Origin of the sequence: Bacillus sp. HMA207 (assembly GCF_003402455.1) — a bacterium.
Classification (GTDB): domain Bacteria; phylum Bacillota; class Bacilli; order Bacillales; family Bacillaceae_G; genus Bacillus_A; species Bacillus_A cereus.
Map to the genome: position 1 here is coordinate 948501 of NZ_BEZT01000001.1, position 26618 is coordinate 975118.

Here is a 26618-nt window from a genome sequence, read left to right on the forward strand (position 1 = left end):
TCATGGAAACGACTGTAAGAAAACAAAAGAAAAATTTAGAAATGAAGAAACCATCAATTTACTCTTTACAACTTCATGAAATGCAAGATTGGTTAAAGGAACAAGGAGAACCGAAGTTCCGTGCTGGACAAATTTTTGATTGGTTATATAAAAAACGTGTAAAAAATTATGAGGATATGTCAAACCTTTCTAAAGGATTGCGTGATAAATTGTCGAATTCCTTTGATATTACTACTTTAAACACGTTAGTAAAACAAACGTCTTCGGATGGAACAATTAAATTCTTATTCCAATTATATGACGGATATTCTATTGAAACGGTATTAATGCGACACGAATATGGAAATTCCATTTGTGTAACAACGCAAGTGGGTTGTCGTATTGGGTGTACGTTCTGTGCTTCGACACTTGGTGGATTAAAGCGAAACCTAGAAGCTGGAGAAATCGTAGCGCAAGTAGTAGAAGTTCAGCGTGCGCTTGATGAAACGGAAGAACGTGTAAGTTCTCTTGTTGTTATGGGGATTGGAGAACCATTTGATAACTATGATAATTTAATGGGATTCTTACGCATCATTAACCATGAAAAAGGACTTCATATTGGTGCGAGACATATGACTGTTTCGACGAGTGGAATTATCCCGAAAATTTATAAGTTTGCTGAAGAAGATCTACAAATTAATTTTGCGATTTCATTGCATGCTCCAAACTCAGAATTACGTTCAAAATTAATGCCGATTAACCGTGCTTATAAATTACCAGATTTAATGGAAGCTATTAAATACTATGTAAATAGAACAGGGCGTCGTATTACTTTTGAATATGGATTATTTGGAGGAGAAAATGACCAAGTAGAGCATGCTGAAGAGCTTGCTGCGCTCTTAAAAGGTGTAAAATGTCATGTGAACTTGATTCCGGTAAACTACGTACCTGAACGTGATTATGTACGTACGCCACGTGAACAAATTTTCTTGTTCGAGAAAACGTTAAAAGATCGTGGAGTGAATGTAACGATTCGCCGTGAACAAGGTCATGATATTGATGCAGCCTGCGGTCAGTTGCGTGCGAAGGAGCGCAAAGAAGAGACGAGGTGACGAGATGAAAGCCGTATTTCTATCGGATAAAGGAAAAGTTCGTCAACATAATGAAGATAGTGCAGGAGTTTTTCACAATTTAGATGGAAATGTATTAGCGGTAGTAGCAGATGGAATGGGAGGTCATCGAGCTGGTGATGTAGCTAGCTCGATGGCCATTCAATTATTCCATGATTATTGGAAGCAAACACATAATATGAATGAGCCGAAAAAAGTAGAACAATGGTTACATACTAGTGTTGGGATTATTAATGAGCGTATATATGAATACGCTCAGCAAAATGTAGAATGTAATGGTATGGGAACAACGCTTATAATAGCTGTTTGTACACCAAGCTTTGTGACAATAGGGCATATAGGAGATAGTCGTTGCTATATGGTATCAGAAGGAGAAATGACGCTAGTAACGGAAGATCATTCACTTGTAAATGAGCTTGTGAAACATGGTGAAATTTCGAAGGAAGACGCAGAGTATCATCCGAAAAAGAATGTGTTATTAAGAGCATTAGGAACAGAAGAAAAAGTTGGGTTAGATGTTAAAACGTTGGTGATTGAGGAAGATGATCAATTACTTCTTTGCTCTGATGGGTTATCAAACAAAGTTTCTATTGATGATATGCGACAAATTTTACAGTTAAATGAACAGCTTGAAGGTAAAGGGCAGTGTCTCATTCAATTGGCAAATGATCGCGGTGGAGAAGATAATATCACACTTGTTCTTATTGATTATGCGGGTTCGACAAACGAAAGTAGGTGAAGTGCAACGTGCTGATTGGAAAACGCTTAAATGACCGTTATAAGCTGCTGAAAATGATTGGTGGTGGCGGAATGGCCAATGTATATTTAGCTCATGATGATATACTTGGCCGGGATGTAGCGGTAAAAATATTAAGACTCGACTACTCAAATAACGAAGAGTTTATTAAACGTTTCCATCGAGAAGCGCAGTCTGTTACAACGTTGTCGCATCCAAATATTGTGAATATGTATGATGTCGGAGAAGAAGATGGTATATACTATCTTGTCATGGAATATGTACCAGGGCAAACATTGAAGCAATACATAATTGAGCGAGGGATGTTACCTATAGGAGAAGCTCTTGATATTATGGAGCAGTTAACATCCGCTATGGCACACGCCCATCATTTTGAAATTGTGCATCGTGATATAAAGCCGCACAATATTTTAATTCGAGCTGATGGAATAATAAAAGTAACAGATTTTGGAATTGCGACAGCTACAAGTGCAACAACAATTACACATACAAATTCAGTGCTCGGTTCAGTCCATTATTTATCACCAGAACAGGCACGTGGCGGGATAGCAAATAAACAATCAGATATCTATTCTCTTGGGATAGTTATGTTTGAATTGTTAACAGGAAGACAACCGTTTTCTGGCGAATCTGCTGTTGCTATAGCTTTAAAACATTTACAAAGTGAAATCCCATCACCAAAAAGATGGAATGAAAATATTCCGCAAAGTGTTGAAAATATTATATTAAAAGCAACTGCAAAAGATCCGTTCCATCGATATCAATCTGCCAATGCGATGAAGCGAGATATTGAAACTGCGCTATATCCAGAGAGGATAAATGAGCAACCGTTTTACATACCAGAAGATATGGAAGCGACGAAAGCGATTCCGATTATTCAACAAGAACAATTATTTGAAAATGTAAGTGATGAAACGATTGTTTTAAAAGGGAGTAAGGTGGAAGAACCGATAAGAGCAGAAGCAGCTGAGTTAGATAAGAAGAAAAAACGGAGTAACAAGTGGCTTAAAGTTTTAATTTCAACATTTTTATTTTTAGCAATAGGAATAACATTAGCGCTTACGGTTATTCCAGGATTATTTATTCCGAAAGATGTGAAAGTTCCTGATGTGGCTGGTATGAAATACACGACAGCTGTAAATACATTAGTAGAAAAGGGCTTTGAGGTGACGGAGCCTAATATTGTATATACAGATGATGTTGAAGTTGGGGATGTAATAAAAACGGACCCTGTAGCAGGAAGAGTCGTAAAAGAAAACGCTAAAATTACTATCTATCAATCAGGTGGAAAAAAGAAAAGTAAGATGGCAAATTTCACAGGTCAAAACTTTGAGAGTGTAAAAGCTGAGTTAGAAGAAAAATATAAACAAGTTACGGTAAATTATATTGAAAATGATAAGCCGAAAGGTGAAATTGTAGAACAAATTCCGACGCCTGATCAGATGGTTATAGAAGCGGAGCAAGAACTGAAAATCTGGGTAAGTAAAGGGCCTTATCAAATTAGACCAGGTGACTTTTCGGGGTGGACTGAAAATAGTGTAACTGGTTATTTGAATGAGAGAAAACTAACGTCAGATATAAAACGAGAGTATTCAGATACAGTCGAAAAAGGACTTGTAATTTCGCAATTTCCAAAACCAGGTACACCATTAAAAGAGGGAGATAAAGTAACTATTATTATCTCTGATGGTCAAAAGCCTAAAGTGACTAAAACGGTAAAAGTGGACAATATCTCTATCCCATATGAGCCTGCTGTAACAGGTGAAAAAAAGCCGCAAACAATAGAAATTTATAAAGAAGACATGCAGCAAAAAATGGATAGACCGGTTGAAACGAGAACAATTACTGAATCAGCGACTATTTCTTTAGAATTTGTAATTCAAGAAGGTTCAAAGGGACACTATAAAATTGTACGGGATGGAGTAACGATTATTGATAAAGAAGTACCATATCCAACTCAATAATAGTGAAAGTCTACTTATTATTATTGCCTGTTATGCTGTCTACAAAGTGGACGGTATAGCAGGCAAAAATATATGATTCAAAAAGCTAGTAAAGTGATGCAGCTGTAAATATTTTTTTGCATTTAATGGGAAATTCAATGTATATTAGCGAAAGTATATATGGTAGGTTTTGAAATCGTTATTTGGAAAATTTAAATCCATTCATTTTTAAATTCAGCATCACCTTATACAAAAAAGGAGAATTCTATGCCAGAAGGAAAAATTATAAAAGCTTTAAGTGGGTTTTATTACGTGCAGCATGAAGAAGGGGTTACGCAATGTCGTGGACGAGGTGTATTTAGAAAAAATAAAATTACACCACTTGTAGGAGACCAAGTTGTTTTTCAGGCAGATAATCCAACTGAAGGTTATGTGCTTGAAGTGTTTGATCGAAAAAATGAACTTGTTAGACCTCCTATTGCTAATGTCGATCAAGCGATCCTTGTGTTCTCTGCAGTAGAACCAGATTTTAATCCTGGACTGTTAGATCGATTTTTAGTGCTGATTGAATATCATAACATTAAGCCAATTATTTGTATTAGCAAGATGGATTTAGTAGATGAAAAGATGAAAGCAACTGTTGAAGCTTATGCGAATGATTATCGTGAGATGGGTTATGATGTTTTATTTACTTCTATTAATACGTCAGAAAGTATTGATATATTAAAACCATACTTAGAAAATTGTGTTTCTGTCGTTGCGGGCCAATCTGGTGTTGGGAAATCTTCAATGCTTAATGTGCTACGTCCAGAATTAGAGCTGAAAACAAATGATATTTCTTCCCATTTAGGACGCGGGAAGCATACGACAAGACACGTAGAATTAATTGCAATTGGGAGTGGACTAGTAGCAGATACACCGGGTTTTAGTTCACTAGATTTCATTGATATAGAAGTAGAAGATCTTACATATTGTTTTCCAGAGTTGAAAGAAGCGAGCCAATACTGTAAATTTAGAGGGTGTACACATCTTTCTGAACCGAAATGTGCGGTGAAAGCTGCGGTTGAAGAAGGGAAGATTACAGAATATCGCTATAAGAACTATAAACAATTCGTAGAAGAAATTAGAGAGAGAAAGCCGAGGTATTAGTTATGATTAAAATTGCACCATCGATTTTATCAGCAGATTTTTCAAAATTAGGGGAAGAGATTAAAGATGTAGAAAAGGGCGGAGCGGATTACATTCACGTTGACGTAATGGATGGACATTTCGTACCAAATATTACGATTGGACCGTTAATTGTAGAAGCAATCCGTCCGATTACATCATTACCATTAGATGTACATTTAATGATTGAAAATCCTGATAACTATATCCCGACTTTCGCACAAGCGGGAGCGGATATTATTACTGTTCACGTAGAGGCGTGTCCGCATCTACATCGTACAATTCAGTTAATTAAATCTCATGGTATTAAAGCGGGCGTTGTATTAAATCCACATACGCCAGTTTCAGTGATTGAGCATGTATTAGAAGATATAGATATGGTATTACTTATGACAGTAAACCCTGGATTTGGTGGACAGAAGTTTATCCATTCTGTATTACCGAAAATTAAACAAGTTGCAGACATGGTGAAAGAGCGCAATCTAGAAGTGGAAATTGAAGTTGATGGTGGTGTAAATGCTGAAACAGCAAGACTTTGTGTGGAAGCAGGAGCAAATGTACTTGTAGCTGGGTCAGCAGTATACAATCAAAAAGACCGCGGTGAAGCAATTCGCGTAATTCGTGGGTAGTGGTGAACTTTTATCCTAGTAAGGCATTTATAGGATAGGATAAAAATATGTAAAAAGGCAATCTACCGAATGGCAGATTGCCTTTTTACAATGGAAGGAGAAGAAAAAATGATTATTCATATTTTGGCAGGAGGACCTTCGGAATATTGCGCAGATTTTGCTCGATACGAGAATGAGGAAGTAGTGTGGGCAGCGGTTGATAGGGGAGTATACCGTCTATTAAAGAAAGGGATTACCCCGGCTGTTGCGTTTGGAGATTACGATTCAGTTACTGAAGAAGAATTAGTATGGATGGGACAGCAAACGAACGAATTACATATTGTTCCGCGGGAAAAAGATCAAACGGATTTAGAAATTGCAATCAACTGGGCATTAGAACAGAAGCCGGCACTAATTCGTATTTTTGGTGCTACTGGTGGAAGGCTTGATCACGGTTTGGCAAATATACAGATGCTTTTAAAAGGGTTAGAAGTAGAGATAGAAATGTGTATTGTGGACAATAAAAATGAAATAACAGTTAAAAAAATGGGTACACATATAATTGAAGAAAATAAAAATTTTCCTTATGTATCTTTTGTACCAGTTACTGAAATAGTGGAAGGGATTACATTGTTTGGTTTTAAGTACCCTCTTACTAATAAAACAATAGAGTGGGGATCAACACTTTGTATTAGTAACGAACTCGTTGAGGAAAAAGGTACTTTTTCATTTACTTCTGGCATATTAATGTTGATAAGAAGCACTGATTGAAGAAACAATTTTGCTCCTTACATCATATAGTGACCAAGTGGAGTAATGGGGATTAGGAGGGAAACCATGAGATTTTATACAATTAAGTTACCTAAATTTCTTGGTGGAATAGTTCGTGCAATGTTAAATACCTTCAAAAAAGATTAAAAAAAGCACCTATCACCGGTGCTTTTTCCATTGTTATAGTAAAAAAAGAGCCTATCGGCTCTTTTTTTTATTATTAAACACGTTCGATTTTGCCAGATTTTAATGCTCTAGCAGAAACGTAAACACGTTGAACTTTTCCGTCGATGCGTACGCGAACTTTTTGAAGGTTAGCGCCCCATTTACGTTTTGTAGCGTTCATTGCGTGAGAACGAGAGTTACCAGAACGAGCTTTTCTTCCAGTAATAGCACAAACACGAGCCATTTATATTTCCCTCCCTTGATACCTTACCATACGTAATTTTTCAATGTTAGTCTTTTATGCGATGCTAAAAACACTACTATAATTTAACACAACTAAAAAGAGAATGCAACACCGTAGAAAAAAGAAATCAAGAAAATTTACTTGACACTATATGTTAATGAAGAAAAGTTGAAATCCATAAAAATTGCTTGACATATTATAGTGGTACATGTTGTATAATAACAATGGACTATTTTGCTCATCATAAAAAAGTGTAATTTAAAACATAAAATATGAGAGTGAAAAGAAAGAACGATGGAATTTTCTTTAAAAAGATTATATGATAGTAACTAAAGTAGTCTAGCTCACTTTCACCATTTATGAAGGGGGAAACGAGATGTCAATTGAAATTAAAACGAAGTACGGTCAAATTGATATTAGTACAGATGTAATTGCAACAATTGCTGGAGGTGCCGCGGTAGATTGCTACGGTATCGTAGGTATGGCATCAAAAAATCAGTTAAAAGATGGATTAACAGACATTTTACGAAAAGAAAACTTCACTAGAGGTGTTATTGTTCGTAAAGATGAAGATGAAGTACATATTGATATGTATATTATTGTGAGCTATGGTACGAAAATTTCAGAAGTGGCACATAATGTGCAGACGAAAGTGAAATATACATTAGATCAAACTGTAGGACTAGCAGTAGATTCTGTAAACATCTACGTACAAGGAGTTAAAGTAATAAACTTGTAATGTGCATTAAGGAGGAAAATCTGTGTCAATTCAAAAAATTGATGGAAAACGTTTATCACAAATGATCATGCAAGGAGCGAATAATTTAACAAACAATGTTCAGCTTGTTGATGCATTAAACGTATTTCCAGTTCCAGATGGCGATACCGGTACAAACATGAACTTATCTATGACTTCAGGTGCGCGTGAAGTGAAAGCAAACCCTTCACAGCATGCTGGTAAAGTCGGCGTAAGTTTAGCCAAAGGATTATTAATGGGAGCTCGTGGTAACTCTGGAGTTATTTTATCTCAGTTGTTCCGTGGTTTCTCTAAATCCATTGAACAAAAAGAAGAATTAACAACAGTTGATTTTGCTGCAGCACTAGAAGCTGGAGTAGAGGCGGCTTATAAAGCGGTTATGAAACCGATTGAAGGAACGATTTTAACGGTTGCAAGAGAAACGGGTAAATATGCAGTAACAGTTGCGAAAAAACAGCGCGACTTTGTTTTGTTTATGGAAGATGTTGTGAAAGAAGCAAACGCATCGTTAAATCGTACGCCAGATTTATTACCTGTATTAAAACAAGTTGGCGTTGTAGATAGCGGTGGTAAAGGTCTTGTAGTGGTATACGAAGGATTTTTAGCTGACTTAAAAGGAGAAACGATTTCTTCTGATGCACCGACGCAACCATCTATGAATGAAATGGTACGCGCAGAACATCACCGTAGTGTACAAAGCCAATTGAGTACAGAAGATATTAAGTATGGATATTGTACGGAGTTCATGGTGAAATTAGAGGCTGAAAAGGTGAAAGAGCATAATTTCTCTGAGCAAAAATTCCGTGAAGATATTAGTGTATATGGTGATTCTCTACTAGTTGTGTCTGATGATGAAATTGTAAAGGTTCATATCCATGCAGAACATCCTGGAGACGCTATGAACTACGGGCAAAAATACGGTAGTTTAATTAAGATTAAAGTAGAAAATATGCGTGAACAGCATACTGCTTTATTAGATGAACCTACTATGGTTCCTGAACAACCAGCTCAATCGAAAGAAAAACAACCATATGGTATCGTAACTGTAGCTATGGGGTCTGGTATTAAAACTTTATTTGAGAGCATCGGCGCAACGAAAGTTATCGAAGGTGGTCAAACGATGAATCCAAGTACGGAGGATATCGTGAAGGCAATTGAAGAAGCAAATGCTGAAAAAATCATTATTTTACCGAATAACGGAAATATTGTAATGGCAGCAGAACAAGCGGCATCAGTTGTAGATCAAGAAGTTATTGTTGTTCGTTCGAAAACAGTTCCTCAAGGTATGGCAGCAATGTTAGCATTTAACCCAGTTGGAACGTTAGAAGAGAATGAAGAAAACATGCAAGAAGCTTTATCTCATGTGAAAACAGGTCAAATTACGTATGCTGTACGTGATACGGAAATTGATGGTGTAGCAATTCAAAAAGATGACTTCATGTGTATTGCAGATGGGAAAATTGTATCTACAAATGCTGAAAAAGTAGGAGCTGCGAAGCAATTACTAGAAGCGCTTATTGATGAAGATTCTGAAATCGTAACGATTCTACAAGGTGAGGATGCAACTGACGAAGAAGTAGCGGAGTTAGTTGAATTTGTAGAAGAGAAATTTGAAGATGCAGAAGTAGAAGTGCATGCTGGAAACCAACCAGTGTATTCTTTCATCTTCTCTGTAGAATAAGATAAGATTCGTTTTGAAAATAAATGGATTACTTACTTGCTAATGGATAAGAAGTAGTAATATGAAGTTTATTACTAGTTTTTATTCAAAAGGCTAGCATATTGAAGAGAGAAAAGAGCCTTGCTGCTAATAGTGAGGCTCTTTTTTACTTGTTTTATATAAGGGATTTGAGTAGTTTCTCTTAGAATGCCTATGATAGAATATATAAGGTGAAAGAGAGCGATTACAGATGCTAATTGGTACTCAAATAAAATGCAATAAAGAAAATAATGTGACGGGGTGTGAGAATCTTGAATGATGTTGTACAAGTTCCTGTTACGGATGTAAAGGGGATCGGAGGAGAAACATCTGAGTTACTACATGAGATGGGTATTTATACAGTTTCTCATCTATTAGAACATTTTCCATACCGTTATGAAGATTATGCGATGAAAGATCTTGCTGAAGTAAAGCATGATGAACGTGTAACGGTTGAAGGGAAGATTCATAGTGCTCCTTTGCTGCAATATTATGGTAAGAAGAAATCGCGTTTAACAGTTCGTGTTCTCGTCGGTCGTTATTTAATTACGGCGGTATGTTTTAATAGGCCTTACTATAAGCAAAAATTAAAGTTAGATGAAACGGTAACGATTACTGGTAAATGGGATCAACATCGTCAAACAATTGCTGTATCAGAACTTCATTTTGGGCCGGTTGTACGTCAACAAGAAGTGGAACCTGTTTATTCAGTAAAGGGGAAACTTACAGTAAAACAGATGCGTCGTTTTATTGCTCAAGCGTTAAAGGAATATGGAGATTCTATAGTCGAAGTGTTACCGGATGGTTTGTTAGGGCGATATAAATTATTACCAAGATATGAAGCGCTTAGGGCATTGCATTTTCCGGTAGGACAGGAAGATTTGAAGCAAGCGCGTCGCCGTTTTGTATATGAAGAATTTTTCTTATTTCAGCTGAAAATGCAAACGCTCCGGAAAATGGAGAGGGAAAATTCAAAAGGGACGAAGAAAGAGATTCCGTCAGTAGAATTACAAGAATTTATCGATGCACTGCCGTTTCCATTAACGGGTGCGCAGCGCCGAGTTGTAGATGAAATTTTGAAAGATATGACATCTCCTTATCGGATGAACCGACTATTGCAAGGTGACGTTGGTTCTGGGAAAACAGTTGTTGCTGCGATTGGCCTTTATGCATCGAAATTAGCCCATTATCAAGGTGCTTTAATGGTTCCTACAGAAATTTTAGCTGAGCAACATTATCAGTCGCTTGCTGAAACGTTTTCGCATTTTGGTATGAAGGTGGAACTGTTAACAAGTTCTGTTAAAGGGGCGAGACGTCGAGAAATTTTAGCGAAGTTAGAACAAGGAGAAATAGATATTCTTGTTGGAACGCATGCCTTAATTCAAGATGAAGTTATATTTCATAGGTTGGGTCTCGTTATTACAGATGAACAGCATCGATTTGGTGTAGCGCAGCGCCGAGTTTTACGGGAGAAAGGTGAAAGTCCAGATGTATTATTTATGACAGCGACACCAATTCCGCGTACGCTTGCAATTACTGCATTTGGAGAGATGGATGTTTCGATAATCGATGAGATGCCAGCAGGTAGAAAGGTGATTGAAACATACTGGGCAAAACATGATATGTTAGATCGCGTTCTCGGTTTCGTTGAAAAGGAGATAAAAAAAGGAAGACAGGCATACGTTATTTGTCCTTTAATTGAAGAATCTGAGAAACTTGATGTGCAAAATGCTATCGACTTACATAGTATGCTGACGCATCATTACCAAGGGAAATGCCAAGTTGGATTGATGCATGGGAGATTATCGTCTCAGGAAAAAGAAGAGATAATGGGACAGTTTAGTGAAAATAAAGTACAAATTCTTGTATCGACAACAGTTGTTGAAGTAGGTGTGAACGTACCGAATGCGACTGTAATGGTTATTTATGATGCAGAACGTTTCGGTTTATCGCAGCTTCATCAGCTTAGAGGGCGTGTCGGCCGTGGTAGTGAACAATCATATTGTTTATTAATAGCAGACCCTAAATCAGAAACAGGGAAAGAAAGAATGCGCATAATGACTGAAACAAATGATGGATTTGTATTGTCAGAAAAAGATTTAGAATTACGAGGTCCTGGAGATTTCTTTGGGAGTAAGCAAAGTGGCTTACCAGAATTTAAGGTTGCTGACATGGTACATGATTATCGAGCGTTAGAAACAGCAAGGCAAGATGCGGCGATACTAGTAGATTCAGAAGCGTTTTGGCATAATGATCAGTATGCTGCCTTGCGTACGTATCTTGATGGGACAGGTGTGTTCCAAGGAGAGAAGCTCGATTAAAGGGAGTCAACAAAAGTTTTTGTTGCATTCTACTTTTAATGATTATATACTACTGTTAGTACCTAGTCATAAAAATGGATGGTGCGGTATGAAAAAAAGAAGAAGTAAAAAAGAAAGACAAGAGTTATTACAACAAACAATCGAATCAAATCCTTTTATTACGGATGAAGATTTAGCGGAAAAATTTCAAGTGAGTATACAAACAGTACGACTTGATCGTATGGAATTGTCTATTCCTGAATTAAGAGAGAGAATTAAACATGTAGCTACAAAGCAACATGAAGAAGATGTGAAATCTTTACCGTTAGAAGAGGTTGTTGGAGAAATTATTGATATTGAATTAGATAGACATGCAATCTCTATCTTTGAAGTAAAGATAGAACATGTATTTAAAAGAAATCAAATTGCTCGTGGGCATCATCTGTTTGCGCAAGCAAACTCACTAGCTGTTGCGGTTATTGATGAAGAATTAGCTTTAACTGCAAAGTCTACCATTCGATACATTCGCCCTGTAAAATTAGGAGAGCGTGTTGTTGCAAAAGCGCGCGTTGAAGATGTAGAGAATGATAAAGGACGGACGGTTGTCAAAGTGCGTAGCTTCGTTGGAGAAGAACTTGTTTTTACAGGCACTTTTGAAATGTATCGATCTAGTAATTATAGTGAGGAAGGTAACAACTTATGAAAATCGCAATAGATGCAATGGGCGGAGATCACGCTCCAAAGGCTGTAGTATTAGGGGCAATGAAAGCTATTAAGGAATATTCTGATTTACATATTACGTTAGTAGGGAAAGAAGAGGAAATTCGTCAATACTTAACGAGTGATGAACGAATTACTATTCTTCATACAGACGAAAAAATAGAATCAACGGAGGAACCAGTAAGAGCGGTTCGTCGAAAAAAACAAGCTTCAATGGTGCTTGCGGCACAACAAGTAAAGGATGGAGAAGCAGACGCTTGTATATCCGCAGGTAGTACGGGAGCTTTAATGGCAGCTGGATTATTTGTAGTCGGTCGTATGGAAGGAATTGAGCGACCAGCTTTATCGCCTACAATGCCAACTGTAGATGGAAAAGGTTTTGTTATGTTAGATGTTGGAGCAAATGTTGATGCAAAACCAATTCATTTATATCAATATGCAGTAATGGGATCTGTTTATGCTGAGAAGGTAAGAGGAATTGAAAATCCTCGCGTTGGACTATTAAACGTTGGAACAGAGGATGGAAAAGGAAACGAGCTTTCAAAGCAAGTATTTGCAATGCTTAAAGATGCGCCAATTAATTTCGTTGGGAACGTTGAATCAAGAGATTTATTGCAAGGTGTAGCAGATGTTGTTGTATGTGATGGTTTTACAGGGAATGTAGCGTTGAAATCATTAGAGGGAACAGCACTTGCGCTATTCTCTATGTTGAAAGAACAGTTAATGAGTTCATTTACGAGCAAATTAGCAGCGGCGGTATTAAAGCCAAAACTTATGGTATTAAAAGATAAAATGGATTATTCGGAGTATGGAGGAGCTGCATTATTTGGATTGAAAGCACCTGTCATTAAGGCTCATGGTTCTTCTAATGACCAGTCGATATTTAGTGCGATTCGTCAAACGAGAGAAATGGTAGCGAAAGAAGTAATTCCTACGATTTCAAGCGTAATGGAGAAAGAGTCACTCCAATAAGAGGAGGATTTGAAATGGGAAAAATAGCATTTCTTTTTCCGGGCCAAGGTTCACAGGCAGTTGGAATGGGTAAACAATTAGCAGAGAATAATAAAGAGGTTGCAAAAGTGTTTGCAAAAGCAGATGAGGTGTTGGAAGATTCACTTTCAGAAGTGATTTTTGAAGGACCGCAGGAAAAGCTTACATTAACAACAAATGCGCAGCCTGCATTATTAACAACGAGTTTTGCTATTTTGACAGCTTTGAAAGAGTATGACATTACACCTGACTTTGTCGCTGGTCATAGTTTAGGTGAATATAGTGCTCTTGTAGCAGCTGGTGCATTAACTTTTGAAGATGCTGTATATGCTGTAAGGAAACGTGGCGAATATATGGAAGAAGCTGTTCCGGGCGGGGAAGGCGCAATGGCAGCTATATTAGGTGCTGACCCACATATGCTGAAACAAGTTACAGAAGAAGTAACAAGTGAAGGATATGCAGTGCAAATCGCTAATATGAATAGTACCAAGCAAATTGTGATTTCTGGAACGAAGCAAGGCGTAGAGGTTGCTTCTCAAAGAGCGAAAGAAAATGGTGCAAAGAGAGCGATTCCACTAAAAGTAAGTGGGCCATTCCATTCTTCACTTATGAAGCCGGCAGCTGAGAAGTTCCAAAGTGTTTTAAATGAAATTACAATTCATGACACGAATATTCCTGTTATTGCAAATGTTACGGCGGAAGTTATTACACGTGGTGCAGACATTCAAGAAAAGTTAATTGAACAGCTTTATTCGCCTGTATTATGGTACCCGTCTATTGAATATATGGTGAGCCAGGGAGTAGATACGTTTATTGAAATTGGACCTGGAAAAGTACTTGCTGGACTTATGAAGTCAATTGATTCATCAGTAAAAGCATATGCGATATACGATGAAGAGACATTAAAAGATACCATTTCAAATTTGAGAGGAGAAAACTGATGTTAAAAGGGAAGGTAGCATTAGTAACTGGCGCTTCACGTGGAATTGGTCGCGCGATTGCGATCGATTTAGCGAAACAAGGGGCAAATGTAGTAGTAAATTATGCTGGTAATGAACAAAAAGCAAATGAAGTAGTAGATGAAATTAAAAAATTAGGTTCTGATGCAATTGCGGTAAGAGCAGATGTTGCAAATGCTGATGATGTTACAAATATGGTGAAACAAACAGTAGATACATTTGGACAAGTTGATATTCTTGTAAATAATGCTGGTGTAACGAAAGATAATTTATTAATGCGTATGAAAGAAGAAGAATGGGATACAGTTATTAATACAAACTTAAAAGGTGTATTCTTATGTACAAAAGCAGTATCTCGTTATATGATGCGTCAACGTCACGGTAGAATTATAAACATCGCTTCGGTTGTTGGTGTTATAGGAAACCCAGGACAAGCTAACTATGTTGCTGCTAAAGCGGGTGTTATTGGATTAACAAAAACATCTGCAAAAGAGTTAGCAAGTCGAAATATTACAGTGAATGCAATTGCGCCGGGCTTTATTGCGACTGATATGACGGATGTACTAGATGAGAATATTAAAGCCGAAATGTTAAAAGTTATTCCAGCTGCTCAATTTGGTGAAGCGAAAGATATCGCGAATGCTGTAACGTTTTTTGCTTCTGATCAAAGCAAATATGTTACAGGTCAAACGTTAAATGTTGATGGCGGTATGGTAATGTAATAAAAGAATCGATTTCACCTAGTTTTTTTGGTCAATATTTAATATAATATTTGAGGGGAGGTGAATGGAATGGCAGATGTTTTAGAGCGCGTAACAAAAATCATCGTTGATCGTTTAGGAGTAGAAGAGACTGAGGTAGTACCAGCTGCAAGCTTCAAGGAAGATTTAGGAGCAGACTCCCTAGATGTAGTAGAACTTGTAATGCAATTAGAAGATGAATTCGAAATGGAAATTTCTGATGAAGATGCTGAAAAGATTGCTACTGTTGGCGATGCTGTGACTTACATAGAGAGTCATCTATAATGCTTAAGTGAAGTCCCGTTTTTTAGCGGGGCTTTCTGGCTTATATCTGGAGGGACCTATGCCGTACCGAAAATATAGAGAAAAAAAATACGAAACAAAATATCGTGAAGCATTTAAAGTGTTTCAAGAAAAGATAGGTATTACGTTTACAGATGAAAAATTATTGATTCAAGCATTTACGCATTCATCGTATGTGAATGAGCATCGAAAAAAACCGCATGAAGATAATGAGCGTCTTGAATTTCTTGGAGATGCAGTATTGGAACTGACTGTATCGCAGTATCTGTTTCAAAAATATCCGACAATGAGCGAAGGAGAGTTAACAAAACTACGTGCAGCTATTGTATGTGAGCCATCTCTTGTTCGTTTTGCGAACGAATTGTCATTTGGTAGCCTTGTTTTATTAGGAAAAGGTGAAGAAATGACAGGTGGACGTGAACGACCAGCTTTATTAGCGGATGTCTTTGAAGCGTTTATTGGTGCCCTTTATCTTGATCAAGGGCTAGAAACAGTTTGGGAATTCTTAAAAGAAATTGTATATCCGAAAATTAATGAGGGTGCTTTTTCTCATGTGATGGATTATAAGAGTCAGTTGCAAGAATTGATTCAGCGTGATGGCAGTGGCAATGTTGAGTATCAAATTTTGCAAGAAAAAGGACCAGCTCACAATCGAGAATTTGTGTCACGTGTTACGTTAAATAACGTAGCTTTAGGTCTTGGTAGTGGTAAGTCGAAAAAAGAAGCAGAGCAACAAGCTGCTGCAGAAGCATTGAAAAAATTAAAAGAACAACTATAAGGAATCCCCCTTTGAATGAGGGGGATTCCTTGTGCATAGAATGAAACTTTCTTTTTGTTTATAATGAAAAAGAAGGTAAATCCGTATAATACTTGTTTTTGTATAGAGAACATTTATAACGACGGAGAATAGGAGGAAGGCCTTTCGTGTTTTTAAAAAGATTAGAAATAGCAGGGTTTAAGTCTTTTGCTGAGCGTGTATCTGTTGATTTTGTCCCAGGTGTAACTTCTGTAGTAGGACCTAATGGAAGCGGGAAAAGTAATATTACTGATGCAATTCGCTGGGTACTTGGTGAACAATCTGCAAAATCATTACGTGGTGCAAAGATGGAGGATATTATTTTTGCAGGCAGTGATACGAGGAGAGCGGTTAATGTTGCTGAAGTAACAATAACTTTAAATAATGAAGATCAACGTTTACCAATTGAATACAATGAGGTGTGTGTAACACGTCGTGTATCTCGTTCAGGTGATAGTGATTTTTATATTAATAAACAATCATGTAGATTGAAAGATATTATCGATTTATTTATGGACTCTGGTATGGGAAGAGAAGCTTTTTCAATTATTAGCCAGGGGAAAGTGGAAGAGATTTTAAGTAGTAAGTCAGAAGAGCGTCGAGGTGTATTTGAAGAAGCGGCAGGCGTACTAAAATACAAACTTCGCAAAAAGAAAGCTGAAGGGAAATTAGCAGAAACACAAGAAAACTTAAATCGTGTACAAGATATAATTCATGAATTAAGTAGTCAAGTAGAACCTTTAGAAAGACAAGCTTCTATTGCGAAAGATTATCTTGAGAATAAAGAAGAATTAGAGAAAGTAGAAGCCGCGCTTATTGTCCATGAAATTGAAGAATTGCACGAGAAATGGGAAGCGCTTCGAAATCAGTTTGGGCATAATAAAAACGAAGAAGCTAAAATGTCAACGAATTTACAAAAAAGTGAAGAAGAGCTTGAGGAATTACGAGGACAATTACAAGCGGTAGATGAGTCTGTAGACTCGTTGCAAGAAGTACTTCTTCTTTCTAGTAAAGAGCTAGAAAAACTTGAAGGGCAGCGTGAGTTGTTAAAAGAGAGAAAGCAAAATGCTACGACGCATTGTGCGCAACTTGAGCAGTTAATTGTTGAATTAACAGAGAAAGCTAAAAGTTACGATGGTGAGATTGAGTCAAGTACAGAAGCTTTAATGCAATTTGTGAATGAAGTAAAAGAGTTGGAGCAAAAATTGCATGATAATGAGCAACTGCTTGCTACTTTTGCTGACAATTTAGAGGAACAGATTGAGAATTTAAAAGGTGACTATATTGAGCTTTTAAATCAACAAGCTAGTCATCGTAATGAATTATCTATGATTGAAGAACAATCTAAACAGCAAACGTCTAAAAACGAGCGTCTAGATGAAGAGAATGCGAAATATGTAGAAATGCGTATGGAAATTACAGCGAAAAAGACGAAACTTGTAGAAAGTTACGAACAAGCGAAAGAAAAAGTAGCTGGCATTCTCTCAAACATACAGAAGACAGAGGCGGCGCTTGGGAAATGTAAGACGCAGTATAGTGAAAATGAAACAAAACTGTATCAAGCATATCAATTTGTGCAACAGGCACGTTCTCGAAAAGAAATGCTTGAAGAGATGCAAGAAGATTATTCTGGATTCTATCAAGGTGTACGTGAAGTATTGAAAGCTAGAGAAAATAGGTTGCAAGGTATCGAGGGTGCTGTTGCGGAACTGTTAACGGTACCGAAAGAATACGAAGTTGCAATGGAAATTGCTCTAGGTGCAGCGATGCAGCACATTGTTGTACAAACAGAGGAGCATGCTCGTAATGCGATAGCATTTTTAAAGCAAAATAAACATGGACGTGCAACGTTTTTACCGCAAGCTGTTATTAAAAGCAGGTCTTTATCATTTGAGCAATTACGCATTGCAAATCAACACCCATCGTTTGTAGGTGTGGCGGCAGAACTTGTGCAGTACAACAATAAATATGAAAATGTAGTTTCAAATTTATTAGGTACGGTTATTGTTGCGAAAGATTTACGCGGAGCAAATGAGTTGGCGAAACAACTGCAATACCGTTATCGCATTGTAACAATCGAAGGTGATGTAGTGAATCCTGGCGGTTCTATGACTGGTGGGGCGGTAAAGCAAGCGAAATCTTCTTTATTAGGACGCCAACGTGAACTGGAAGAGTGGACTCGCAAGTTAACTGATATGGAAGAAAAAACAATGAAGTTAGAAAACTTTGTTAAAGCAGTAAAACAAGAGATTCAAGAAAAAGAAGTGAAAATACGCGAACTAAGGCAAACTGTAGAAGTAGATCGTGTAGATGAGCAGAAATTAAGAGAAGAGATTAATCGTCTAGAATTAGAAGAACATCGTATTAATGATCGATTGTCTATTTATGATTTAGAGATTGAAGGGTTTTTACAAGATCGAGTAAAAATGCAAGGGCGTAAAGAGGAGTTAGAAGGGATTTTAACGAATCTTCAAGCTGATATCACTAAGTTAGATAGTAAAATTGTAGCTTTAACAAAACAAAAAAGTGAGCAACATTCTTCGAAAGAAAAAGTTCAAAAAGAAATGACGGAGTTAAAAGTTCTGGTAGCTGAAAAGCAACAACGCTTATTTAATCAAAAAGAAAAAGTTGAACGATTGACGAAGGAAAAAGAAGAAACGGATGCGACACTTGTAAAAACGAAAGAGGATTTAGCGTTCTTAAAACAAGAAATGACATCTAATTCAAGTGGTGAAGAGCAAATTACGAATATGATTGAGAAGAAAGCATATGATCGTAATCAAACTTCAGAATTAATTCGCTCTCGTCGTGAACAACGTGTATCGTTGCAAGAGAGGGTAGAACATTTAGAGCGCAATTTGAAAGAAACGACAGGTAAACATAAATATATTCTTGAAATGTTGAAAGATCAAGAAGTGAGAATAAATCGACTTGATGTAGAGTTGGAAAATAGATTACAACATTTACGTGAAACATATACGATTTCATTTGAAGCGGCAAAACTAAAATATACAATGACAATGCCTGCAGAAGATGCGCGTAAGAAAGTAAAATTAATCAAATTATCTATAGAAGAGTTAGGTACAGTGAACCTAGGGGCAATTGATGAATATGAACGTGTAGCGGAGCGTCATACATTCTTACTAGAGCAGAGAGACGACCTAGAAGAAGCGAAAGCGACATTGCACCAGCTTATTACCGAAATGGATGAAGAAATGAAAAAACGCTTTTCTACTACGTTTGAAGGCATTAGAATGGAGTTTCAATCGGTATTCTCTGAATTATTTGGAGGCGGTAGAGCGGATTTAGTAATGACTAATCCAGAGGATTTACTAAATACGGGTATTGATATTGTAGCACAACCGCCAGGGAAGAAACTGCAGAACTTAGGTTTACTTTCAGGTGGAGAGCGTGCTTTAACAGCAATTGCGCTTTTATTTGGTATTTTAAAAGTACGCCCAGTACCATTCTGTGTACTAGATGAGGTAGAGGCAGCCCTTGATGAGGCGAATGTAGCTCGTTTTGCACAGTATTTAAAGAAATTCAGTAATGAGACGCAGTTTATTGTAATTACACATAGAAAAGGTACAATGGAAGAGTCTGATGTGTTGTACGGTGTAACAATGCAAGAATCAGGGGTATCTAAACTTGTTTCGGTTCGTTTAGACGCCGGAGAAGAACTTGTTGCAAGTGAATAGGAAGGATGGGAAAGTATGAGTTTTTTTAAAAAACTAAAAGAAAAAATTTCAAAACAAACGGATACAGTTACAGAGAAATTTAAACAAGGATTAGAAAAAACGAGAAATTCATTTGCGGATAAAGTGAATGATTTAGTGTATCGTTACCGTAAAGTGGACGAAGATTTTTTCGAAGAGTTAGAAGAAATCTTAATCGGTGCAGACGTTGGCGTTGCGACGGTAATGGAATTAATTGACCAATTGAAAGAAGAAGTACAACGTCGTAACATTCAAGATCCAAAAGAAGTACAAGCTGTTATTTCAGAAAAACTAGTAGGAATTTACAAAGGCGACAGCGATTTTAGTAACGAAATTAATATGCAAGAGGACCAATTAACGGTTGTTTTATTTGTTGGTGTTAATGGTGTAGGAAAAACGACGACAATTGGTAAACTGGCGCATAAGTTTAAATCAGAAGGTAAGTCAGTCCTATTAGCGGCAGGAGACACATTCCGTGCTGGAGCGATTGAACAATTAGAAGTATGGGGCGATCGCGTTGGTGTAGAAGTGATTAAACAAGGATCTGGATCTGATCCAGCGGCGGTTATGTATGACGCTGTACAAGCTGCGAAAGCACGTAAGGTAGATGTATTACTATGTGACACAGCAGGACGCTTGCAAAATAAAGTAAATTTAATGAAAGAATTAGAGAAGGTGAAGCGTGTAATTGAGCGTGAAGTACCAGGTGCTCCTCATGAAGTATTACTTGTTATTGATGCAACAACAGGACAAAACGGTTTAAGCCAAGCGAAAACATTCCGTGAAGCAACGAATGTAACTGGTATTGTTTTAACGAAGTTAGATGGAACTGCTAAAGGTGGTATTGTATTAGCGATTCGTAACGAAATGGATGTACCAGTGAAGTTTGTTGGATTAGGAGAGCAAATGGATGACTTGCAACAGTTTGATCCAGAACAATATGTGTATGGTTTATTTGCGAACTTAGTAGAAACAGAAGAAGTATAAGTGAAAGGAGCGGTATTTCCGCTTCTTTTTCTATAAAAAATATATGATGTTAAGAAAAAAACTTGACACTCTTTTGGACTACATGTAAACTAATTCATGTAAAGGGAAATCACTTAACAAAGGATGATCCAACATGCTCGAAAAAACAACGAGAATGAACTATTTATTTGATTTTTATCAATCGTTGTTAACGCAAAAACAAAGAAGTTATATGTCGCTTTATTATCTAGATGATTTATCTCTTGGTGAAATTGCGGAAGAATTTGATGTAAGTCGCCAAGCCGTGTATGATAACATTAAACGGACTGAAGCGATGCTTGAAGAATATGAAGAAAAATTAGTATTACTTCAAAAGTTTCAAGAGCGACAGCGACTTGTTGCAAAGCTAAAACAGCTAATCAGCGAAGAAGAGCATGTGAATGAAGAAATGAAACAAGTTGTTGAAGCTATCGAAAAATTAGATTAGGAGGGCGGCAATATGGCATTTGAAGGATTAGCCGACCGACTTCAACAGACAATGCAAAAAATCCGCGGCAAAGGAAAAGTTTCTGAAGCCGATGTGAAAGAAATGATGAGAGAAGTTCGTCTAGCTCTTTTAGAAGCAGATGTTAACTTTAAAGTAGTAAAAGATTTTGTGAAGCGTGTGTCTGAACGTGCTGTCGGACAAGATGTAATGAAAAGTTTGACACCTGGACAACAAGTAATTAAAGTTGTACAGGAAGAACTTACAGAACTTATGGGCGGAGAGCAAAGCAAAATTGCTGTTGCTAATAAGCCACCGACTGTTATTATGATGGTTGGTCTGCAAGGTGCGGGTAAAACAACGACGACAGGTAAGCTTGCGAATTTGCTTCGTAAAAAGCATAACCGTAAACCGATGCTTGTTGCAGCGGATATTTACCGTCCAGCAGCGATTAAACAGCTTGAAACATTAGGGAAGCAATTGGACATGCCTGTATTCTCTTTAGGAGATCAAGTAAGTCCTGTTGAAATTGCGAAACAAGCGATTGCAAAAGCAAAAGAAGATCATCACGATTATGTTTTAATCGATACAGCGGGTCGCCTGCATATTGATGAAGAACTAATGGATGAATTAGCGAAAGTTAAAGAAGTTGCGAAACCGGATGAAATTTTCCTTGTTGTCGATGCGATGACGGGACAAGACGCGGTAAATGTTGCACAAAGTTTCCATGAACAGTTAGGTTTAACAGGTGTTGTATTAACGAAGTTAGATGGTGATACGCGCGGTGGTGCTGCATTATCTATTAAGGCTGTAACAAACACGCCGATTAAATTTGCTGGTATGGGTGAAAAACTAGATGCAATTGAAGCGTTCCATCCAGAGCGTATGGCATCCCGTATTTTAGGGATGGGCGATGTCTTAACATTGATTGAAAAAGCGCAAGCTACAGTTGATGAAGAGAAAGCGAAAGAACTTGAGCAAAAAATGCGTACGCTTTCGTTTACGCTTGACGATTTCCTAGAACAACTTGGACAAGTGCGTCAACTTGGGCCGCTTGATGAATTGTTAGGAATGCTTCCTGGTGCAAATAAAATTAAAGGGCTGAAAAATGCACAAGTTGATGAAAAACAAATTGGGCATATTGAGGCAATTATTCGTTCTATGACTAAATTAGAACGAGAACAACCGGAAATAATCAATGCTAGTCGCAAAAAGCGCATTGCCAAAGGTAGCGGTACAACTGTACAAGAAATCAATCGTCTAATTAAACAATTCGATGACATGAAAAAAATGATGAAGACGATGACGGGAATGCAAAAAGGTAAGAAAAAAGGACTAGGTGGATTGAAGTTTCCATTCATGTAAGGAAAAAAAGATGGCTCTGTTAAGAAAAAATACTTTACAAAGCAATAGTCTTTTTGCTAATATAATTATCTGTGTGAAATAAATTCGGAGGTGCTTTATAAATGGCAGTTAAAATTCGTTTAAAACGTATGGGAGCTAAAAAAACTCCTTTCTATCGTGTAGTTGTTGCAGATTCTCGTTCTCCTCGTGACGGACGTTTCATTGAGGAAATCGGAACTTACAATCCAGTTGCTCAACCAGCTGAAGTTAAGATCAACGAAGAAGCAGCATTAAAATGGTTAGGAAATGGTGCTAAACCATCTGATACAGTTCGTAACTTATTCTCTAACCAAGGTATCATGGAGAAATTCCACTTATCTAAACAAGGTAAGTAATTGAGGCAATGACTATGAAGAAGTTAGTCGAGACGATTGTCAAGCCTCTTGTCGATTATCCTGAAGATGTAAAAGTTACACAGGAACTTTGCAACGGAGAGATAAAGTATCGATTAACTGTACATCCTGAGGATGTTGGAAAAGTCATTGGAAAGCAAGGGAGAGTTGCGAAAGCGATTCGAATGCTCTTGTATTCAGTGGGACATCATAATGATGAAAAAGTAACACTGGAAATTCAATAAACGTAAAAAAGGGCGAGGAGTTATTCCTCTCCCTTTTTTAACATTTAAATAGAGAGTGCATGTTCCATCTGTGAAATGGAGATGCTTAATTTATATAGAAACCAGGGGTGACATACTATTTATGACAAAATGGTTTAACGTAGGGAAGATTGTAAATACTCATGGCGTAAGAGGGGAAATCCGTGTTATTTCTCGTACTGATTTTCCAGAAGAGCGATATAAAGTAGGAAACACGTTATACATATCGAATGAGAAAGGCACAGACTACCTTCCGGTGAAGGTAACTTCTCATCGCCAACATAAGACATTCGATTTATTAACATTTGAAGGATATAACAATGTAGATGAAGTAGAGAAGTTTAAAGGTTCTTTAATAAAAGTACCAGAAGAGCAGTTAGGTGAACTTGCTGAAGGTGAATACTACTATCATGAAATTATTGGTTGCAGTGTTGTAACGGAAGAAGGAGAAGCGCTAGGGACAATCAAAGAGATTCTATCTCCTGGTGCAAATGATGTTTGGGTAATTAAACGCCCGAAGGGTCAAGATCTCTTAATTCCTTATATCGATGACGTTGTACTTCAAGTTAATATTGAAAATAAATTAGTAACCATTCATGTAATGGAAGGGCTGCTATAATGAAAATTGATATTTTAACGTTGTTCCCAGACATGTTTACCGGTGTATTTGGATCTTCTATATTAAAGAAGGCGCAAGAAAAAGAAGCGGTAAACCTTCGTGTTGTTAACTTTCGTGATTATACAACAAGTAAGCATAATAGCGTAGACGATTATCCTTACGGCGGAGGAGCTGGTATGGTCCTTACTCCTCAGCCTATTTTTGATGCTGTAGAAGATTTGACGAAAGAGACAGAGCGTAAGCCTAGAGTTGTCTTAATGTGTCCGCAGGGCGAAAGATTTACGCAGAAGAAAGCGGAAGAGCTTGCAGGGGAAGAACATTTGATCTTCGTATGTGGGCATTATGAAGGGTATGACGAACGAATTCGTGAGCATCTCGTAACGGATGAGATTTCTATTGGTGACTATGTATTAACGGGCGGAGAATTAGCCTCTATGGTTATTACTGATAGTGTTGTACGTCTCTTGCCAGGTGTGCTAGGAAATCATGCTTCACAAGTAGAGGATTCGTTTAGTACAGGTTTATTAGAGCATCCTCATTATACACGTCCAGCTGATTTTCGTGGTATGAAGGTACCGGATGTATTAATGTCAGGGAATCATAAAAACATTGATGAATGGCGACATAAGGAATCTTTGCGTCGAACGTATACGCGTAGACCTGATTTGTTAGATGAGAGAGAGTTATCTAAACAAGAGAAAAAATGGCTTGAGGAAATAAAGCGAGAGCAGTAATAACTTCATATATTTGCTATTGCAACAGGCCTAGTAATATGCTATTATAACATTTGTGCTACTGAAATCAGTAGCCGTATTAACGATGTTCCGCTGTAATTTATTAAGACTTTATAAGAGCATCTGTTTAAAGGAGAGAATTTAATATGCAACAATTAATCGCAGAAATTACAAAAGGCCAATTAAAAACTGACCTTCCTTCATTCCGTCCTGGTGACACTTTACGTGTACACGTAAAAGTTGTTGAGGGAACTCGTGAAAGAATTCAGCTTTTCGAAGGTGTTGTAATTAAACGTCGTGGTGGCGGAATCAGTGAAACATTCACAGTTCGTAAGATTTCTTACGGTGTAGGTGTTGAGCGTACATTCCCAGTTCACACGCCAAGAATCGCGAAAATCGAAGTACTTCGCCGTGGTAAAGTACGTCGTGCTAAGTTATACTACTTACGTAACCTTCGCGGTAAAAAAGCACGTATTAAAGAAATTCGATAAGACATGTATGGGAGCTTGTAAATGCACAAGCTCCCTTTTTCCAATCTATATGAAATTTTGGTATAATACGAGCAGTTTACATAACCGTGGAGGGGAAATGCATGAAAAAAGAGAAGAGTTCACTTTGGGAATGGATTAAAGCAATTTTGATTGCTGTTGTATTAGCTGGTGTTATTAGACAGTTTTTCTTTGCGCCAATTCTCGTAGACGGGGTATCGATGGCACCTACTTTACATGATCGTGATCGAATGATTGTGAATAAAATTGGTTATCACATTGGAGATCCAAAACGCTTTGATATTATCGTATTTCGAGCAACAGAAGATAAAGATTACATTAAGCGCATTATAGGCCTGCCAGGCGATGAAATAGAGTATCGTAATGATAAACTGTATGTTAACGGAAAGGCTTATGAGGAGCCGTATTTAGACAAGCAGAAAAAGCAAATTGCTGATGGACCGCTTACATATGATTTTAATCTTGAAGAAATGACAGGCAAGAAAACCGTTCCAAAAGATCAATTATTTGTTTTAGGTGATAATCGTCGTTTTAGTAAAGATAGCCGTTCAATCGGTACGATTTCAATGGATCAAGTAATTGGTAAAGCTAATATGTTATATTGGCCGTTAGAAGACGCACGTATTGTGAAATAAATGAAAAAGAAGGTGGCAACATGGTAATTCAATGGTTTCCAGGGCATATGGCGAAGGCTAGACGCCAAGTAACGGAGAAATTAAAATTAATTGATGTTGTAATTGAACTTGTAGATGCTCGATTACCATTATCATCTCGAAACCCAATGATTGATGAAATCATTACACATAAGCCAAGGCTTGTTGTTTTAAATAAAGCGGATATGGCGGATGATCGTTTAACAAAACAATGGATCGCATATTTTAAAGAAAAAGGCCATATGGCAATTTCGATTAACGCGCAAGCTGGACAAGGTATGAAGGAAATTGCAGCAGCTTGTAAAGTGCTTGTTAAAGAAAAATTTGATAAAATGGTTGCAAAAGGTATTAGACCGAGAGCGATTCGTGCATTAATTGTAGGTATACCAAATGTTGGTAAATCTACATTGATTAATAAATTGGCAAAGAAAAATATTGCTAAAACAGGAGATCGTCCAGGTGTGACAACAGCTCAACAATGGATTAAAGTTGGGAAGGAAATGGAATTGTTAGATACACCAGGTATTCTGTGGCCTAAATTTGAAGATCAATTAGTGGGTCTTCGTTTAGCGACAACGGGTGCAATTAAAGATTCAATTTTAAATTTACAAGATGTAGCTGTTTACGCATTACGTTTTATGGAGAAACATTATCCAGAACGCTTGAAAGAACGCTATAATTTAAATGAGATTCCAGAAGATATTGTGGAATTATTCGATGCAATTGGAAAAAATAGAGGCTGCTTAATGGGCGGCGGAATGATTGATTATGATAAGACATCTGAGCTTGTGCTTCGTGAGCTTCGTGGTGGCAAACTTGGAAAAATGACGTTTGAAACACCGGAAGAGTTTGGAGAGCAAGTGGAAGATGTGGAAAAAATAGAAGAAGTATAAGACGTGCGTTTGTGCGT

At 37.3% G+C, this 26618-nt stretch carries 28 protein-coding genes; 27 read left to right on the forward strand and 1 reads right to left on the reverse strand.

What is annotated here, in order from left to right; genetic code table 11:
* The first annotated feature begins 2 nt into the window (after window positions 1-2).
* The 7 genes from rlmN (at window position 3) to spoVM (ending at window position 6502) form a co-directional block, all read left to right on the forward strand.
* Window positions 3-1091 carry a 23S rRNA (adenine(2503)-C(2))-methyltransferase RlmN gene (gene rlmN, locus HMAS_RS05220; protein ID WP_000450537.1) on the forward strand — a complete coding sequence of 363 codons (1089 nt, stop codon included), beginning with the start codon at window positions 3-5 and terminating at the stop codon, window positions 1089-1091.
* A 4-nt stretch (window positions 1092-1095) separates the two neighbouring features.
* A complete protein-coding gene (locus HMAS_RS05225; protein WP_000648707.1) occupies window positions 1096-1848 on the forward strand; it encodes a Stp1/IreP family PP2C-type Ser/Thr phosphatase in 753 nt (250 codons plus the stop codon).
* An 8-nt stretch (window positions 1849-1856) separates the two neighbouring features.
* Window positions 1857-3830 carry a Stk1 family PASTA domain-containing Ser/Thr kinase gene (gene pknB / locus HMAS_RS05230; protein ID WP_000904748.1) on the forward strand — a complete coding sequence of 658 codons (1974 nt, stop codon included), beginning with the start codon at window positions 1857-1859 and terminating at the stop codon, window positions 3828-3830.
* Window positions 3831-4076: 246 nt separating this feature from the next.
* On the forward strand, window positions 4077-4958 hold the full coding sequence (gene rsgA / locus HMAS_RS05235; protein WP_001113932.1) for a ribosome small subunit-dependent GTPase A: 882 nt from the start codon (window positions 4077-4079) through the stop codon (window positions 4956-4958).
* A gap of 2 nt (window positions 4959-4960) precedes the next feature.
* A complete protein-coding gene (gene rpe / locus HMAS_RS05240; RefSeq protein WP_000589974.1) occupies window positions 4961-5605 on the forward strand; it encodes a ribulose-phosphate 3-epimerase in 645 nt (214 codons plus the stop codon).
* A gap of 69 nt (window positions 5606-5674) precedes the next feature.
* A complete protein-coding gene (locus HMAS_RS05245) occupies window positions 5675-6355 on the forward strand; it encodes a thiamine diphosphokinase (protein WP_000752663.1) in 681 nt (226 codons plus the stop codon).
* Window positions 6356-6421: 66 nt separating this feature from the next.
* A complete protein-coding gene (gene spoVM / locus HMAS_RS05250; protein WP_001213599.1) occupies window positions 6422-6502 on the forward strand; it encodes a stage V sporulation protein SpoVM in 81 nt (26 codons plus the stop codon).
* 73 nt (window positions 6503-6575) lie between these two features.
* Here spoVM and rpmB read toward each other — a convergent pair whose 3' ends face one another.
* Window positions 6576-6764 carry a 50S ribosomal protein L28 gene (gene rpmB / locus HMAS_RS05255; RefSeq protein ID WP_000124776.1) on the reverse strand — a complete coding sequence of 63 codons (189 nt, stop codon included), beginning with the start codon at window positions 6762-6764 and terminating at the stop codon, window positions 6576-6578.
* 376 nt (window positions 6765-7140) lie between these two features.
* Between rpmB and HMAS_RS05260 the strand changes: the two genes are divergently transcribed.
* From HMAS_RS05260 to ylqF, 20 genes are all read left to right on the forward strand, one after another.
* Complete coding sequence (locus HMAS_RS05260) at window positions 7141-7503, forward strand: Asp23/Gls24 family envelope stress response protein (RefSeq protein ID WP_000021109.1); 363 nt, start codon at window positions 7141-7143, stop codon at window positions 7501-7503.
* Window positions 7504-7525: 22 nt separating this feature from the next.
* Complete coding sequence (locus HMAS_RS05265) at window positions 7526-9202, forward strand: DAK2 domain-containing protein (RefSeq protein WP_000027129.1); 1677 nt, start codon at window positions 7526-7528, stop codon at window positions 9200-9202.
* Between the two features lie 290 nt (window positions 9203-9492).
* On the forward strand, window positions 9493-11541 hold the full coding sequence (recG, locus tag HMAS_RS05270; protein WP_001000813.1) for an ATP-dependent DNA helicase RecG: 2049 nt from the start codon (window positions 9493-9495) through the stop codon (window positions 11539-11541).
* A gap of 88 nt (window positions 11542-11629) precedes the next feature.
* Window positions 11630-12223: a transcription factor FapR gene (fapR, locus tag HMAS_RS05275; RefSeq protein ID WP_000747348.1), complete on the forward strand. Its 594-nt coding sequence runs from the start codon at window positions 11630-11632 to the stop codon at window positions 12221-12223.
* Complete coding sequence (plsX, locus tag HMAS_RS05280; RefSeq protein WP_000684100.1) at window positions 12220-13212, forward strand: phosphate acyltransferase PlsX; 993 nt, start codon at window positions 12220-12222, stop codon at window positions 13210-13212. Before fapR ends, plsX begins: the two co-directional genes overlap by 4 nt.
* Before the next feature lie 14 nt (window positions 13213-13226).
* Window positions 13227-14171, forward strand: a complete 945-nt coding sequence (fabD, locus tag HMAS_RS05285; protein WP_000515900.1) for an ACP S-malonyltransferase — start codon at window positions 13227-13229, stop codon at window positions 14169-14171.
* Complete coding sequence (gene fabG / locus HMAS_RS05290; protein WP_000911773.1) at window positions 14171-14911, forward strand: 3-oxoacyl-[acyl-carrier-protein] reductase; 741 nt, start codon at window positions 14171-14173, stop codon at window positions 14909-14911. Before fabD ends, fabG begins: the two co-directional genes overlap by 1 nt.
* Before the next feature lie 69 nt (window positions 14912-14980).
* Window positions 14981-15214, forward strand: a complete 234-nt coding sequence (gene acpP / locus HMAS_RS05295; protein WP_000786062.1) for an acyl carrier protein — start codon at window positions 14981-14983, stop codon at window positions 15212-15214.
* A 58-nt stretch (window positions 15215-15272) separates the two neighbouring features.
* Window positions 15273-16010 carry a ribonuclease III gene (gene rncS / locus HMAS_RS05300; RefSeq protein WP_001146875.1) on the forward strand — a complete coding sequence of 246 codons (738 nt, stop codon included), beginning with the start codon at window positions 15273-15275 and terminating at the stop codon, window positions 16008-16010.
* A 146-nt stretch (window positions 16011-16156) separates the two neighbouring features.
* A complete protein-coding gene (gene smc, locus HMAS_RS05305) occupies window positions 16157-19726 on the forward strand; it encodes a chromosome segregation protein SMC (protein WP_000478974.1) in 3570 nt (1189 codons plus the stop codon).
* 15 nt (window positions 19727-19741) lie between these two features.
* Window positions 19742-20731 (forward strand): signal recognition particle-docking protein FtsY, encoded by a 990-nt coding sequence (ftsY, locus tag HMAS_RS05310; RefSeq protein ID WP_000007655.1) that lies wholly within the window; start codon window positions 19742-19744, stop codon window positions 20729-20731.
* 133 nt (window positions 20732-20864) lie between these two features.
* Window positions 20865-21197: a putative DNA-binding protein gene (locus HMAS_RS05315; RefSeq protein WP_000891062.1), complete on the forward strand. Its 333-nt coding sequence runs from the start codon at window positions 20865-20867 to the stop codon at window positions 21195-21197.
* A 12-nt stretch (window positions 21198-21209) separates the two neighbouring features.
* Entirely contained in the window at window positions 21210-22559 is a 1350-nt protein-coding gene (ffh, locus tag HMAS_RS05320) for a signal recognition particle protein (RefSeq protein ID WP_000863460.1), read from the forward strand.
* Window positions 22560-22660: 101 nt separating this feature from the next.
* Window positions 22661-22933 (forward strand): 30S ribosomal protein S16, encoded by a 273-nt coding sequence (gene rpsP / locus HMAS_RS05325; protein ID WP_000268750.1) that lies wholly within the window; start codon window positions 22661-22663, stop codon window positions 22931-22933.
* Window positions 22934-22947: 14 nt separating this feature from the next.
* Entirely contained in the window at window positions 22948-23175 is a 228-nt protein-coding gene (locus HMAS_RS05330) for a KH domain-containing protein (RefSeq protein ID WP_000737401.1), read from the forward strand.
* A gap of 121 nt (window positions 23176-23296) precedes the next feature.
* Entirely contained in the window at window positions 23297-23812 is a 516-nt protein-coding gene (gene rimM / locus HMAS_RS05335; protein ID WP_000170278.1) for a ribosome maturation factor RimM, read from the forward strand.
* On the forward strand, window positions 23812-24546 hold the full coding sequence (gene trmD / locus HMAS_RS05340; RefSeq protein ID WP_000686903.1) for a tRNA (guanosine(37)-N1)-methyltransferase TrmD: 735 nt from the start codon (window positions 23812-23814) through the stop codon (window positions 24544-24546). The genes rimM and trmD overlap by 1 nt, the downstream gene beginning before the upstream one ends.
* Before the next feature lie 146 nt (window positions 24547-24692).
* On the forward strand, window positions 24693-25037 hold the full coding sequence (gene rplS, locus HMAS_RS05345; RefSeq protein ID WP_001186516.1) for a 50S ribosomal protein L19: 345 nt from the start codon (window positions 24693-24695) through the stop codon (window positions 25035-25037).
* A 101-nt stretch (window positions 25038-25138) separates the two neighbouring features.
* Window positions 25139-25690, forward strand: coding sequence for a signal peptidase I (lepB, locus tag HMAS_RS05350; RefSeq protein WP_000711853.1), 552 nt, complete (start codon window positions 25139-25141; stop codon window positions 25688-25690).
* Window positions 25691-25710: 20 nt separating this feature from the next.
* Complete coding sequence (gene ylqF / locus HMAS_RS05355) at window positions 25711-26601, forward strand: ribosome biogenesis GTPase YlqF (protein ID WP_000236704.1); 891 nt, start codon at window positions 25711-25713, stop codon at window positions 26599-26601.
* Window positions 26602-26618 lie beyond the last annotated feature (17 nt).

Bases quoted from the DNA above. Each gene is read 5' to 3' on its own strand.
- rlmN (WP_000450537.1), top strand. From the start codon at position 3: ATGGAAACGACTGTAAGAAAACAAAAGAAAAATTTAGAAATGAAGAAA.
- HMAS_RS05225 (WP_000648707.1), top strand. From the start codon at position 1,096: ATGAAAGCCGTATTTCTATCGGATAAAGGAAAAGTTCGTCAACATAAT.
- rsgA (WP_001113932.1), top strand. From the start codon at position 4,077: ATGCCAGAAGGAAAAATTATAAAAGCTTTAAGTGGGTTTTATTACGTG.
- rpe (WP_000589974.1), top strand. From the start codon at position 4,961: ATGATTAAAATTGCACCATCGATTTTATCAGCAGATTTTTCAAAATTA.
- HMAS_RS05245 (WP_000752663.1), top strand. From the start codon at position 5,675: ATGGCAGATTGCCTTTTTACAATGGAAGGAGAAGAAAAAATGATTATT.
- spoVM (WP_001213599.1), top strand. From the start codon at position 6,422: ATGAGATTTTATACAATTAAGTTACCTAAATTTCTTGGTGGAATAGTT.
- rpmB (WP_000124776.1), bottom strand. From the start codon at position 6,764: ATGGCTCGTGTTTGTGCTATTACTGGAAGAAAAGCTCGTTCTGGTAAC.
- HMAS_RS05260 (WP_000021109.1), top strand. From the start codon at position 7,141: ATGTCAATTGAAATTAAAACGAAGTACGGTCAAATTGATATTAGTACA.
- fapR (WP_000747348.1), top strand. From the start codon at position 11,630: ATGAAAAAAAGAAGAAGTAAAAAAGAAAGACAAGAGTTATTACAACAA.
- plsX (WP_000684100.1), top strand. From the start codon at position 12,220: ATGAAAATCGCAATAGATGCAATGGGCGGAGATCACGCTCCAAAGGCT.
- fabD (WP_000515900.1), top strand. From the start codon at position 13,227: ATGGGAAAAATAGCATTTCTTTTTCCGGGCCAAGGTTCACAGGCAGTT.
- fabG (WP_000911773.1), top strand. From the start codon at position 14,171: ATGTTAAAAGGGAAGGTAGCATTAGTAACTGGCGCTTCACGTGGAATT.
- acpP (WP_000786062.1), top strand. From the start codon at position 14,981: ATGGCAGATGTTTTAGAGCGCGTAACAAAAATCATCGTTGATCGTTTA.
- rncS (WP_001146875.1), top strand. From the start codon at position 15,273: ATGCCGTACCGAAAATATAGAGAAAAAAAATACGAAACAAAATATCGT.
- ftsY (WP_000007655.1), top strand. From the start codon at position 19,742: ATGAGTTTTTTTAAAAAACTAAAAGAAAAAATTTCAAAACAAACGGAT.
- HMAS_RS05315 (WP_000891062.1), top strand. From the start codon at position 20,865: ATGCTCGAAAAAACAACGAGAATGAACTATTTATTTGATTTTTATCAA.
- ffh (WP_000863460.1), top strand. From the start codon at position 21,210: ATGGCATTTGAAGGATTAGCCGACCGACTTCAACAGACAATGCAAAAA.
- rpsP (WP_000268750.1), top strand. From the start codon at position 22,661: ATGGCAGTTAAAATTCGTTTAAAACGTATGGGAGCTAAAAAAACTCCT.
- HMAS_RS05330 (WP_000737401.1), top strand. From the start codon at position 22,948: ATGAAGAAGTTAGTCGAGACGATTGTCAAGCCTCTTGTCGATTATCCT.
- rimM (WP_000170278.1), top strand. From the start codon at position 23,297: ATGACAAAATGGTTTAACGTAGGGAAGATTGTAAATACTCATGGCGTA.
- trmD (WP_000686903.1), top strand. From the start codon at position 23,812: ATGAAAATTGATATTTTAACGTTGTTCCCAGACATGTTTACCGGTGTA.
- rplS (WP_001186516.1), top strand. From the start codon at position 24,693: ATGCAACAATTAATCGCAGAAATTACAAAAGGCCAATTAAAAACTGAC.
- lepB (WP_000711853.1), top strand. From the start codon at position 25,139: ATGAAAAAAGAGAAGAGTTCACTTTGGGAATGGATTAAAGCAATTTTG.
- ylqF (WP_000236704.1), top strand. From the start codon at position 25,711: ATGGTAATTCAATGGTTTCCAGGGCATATGGCGAAGGCTAGACGCCAA.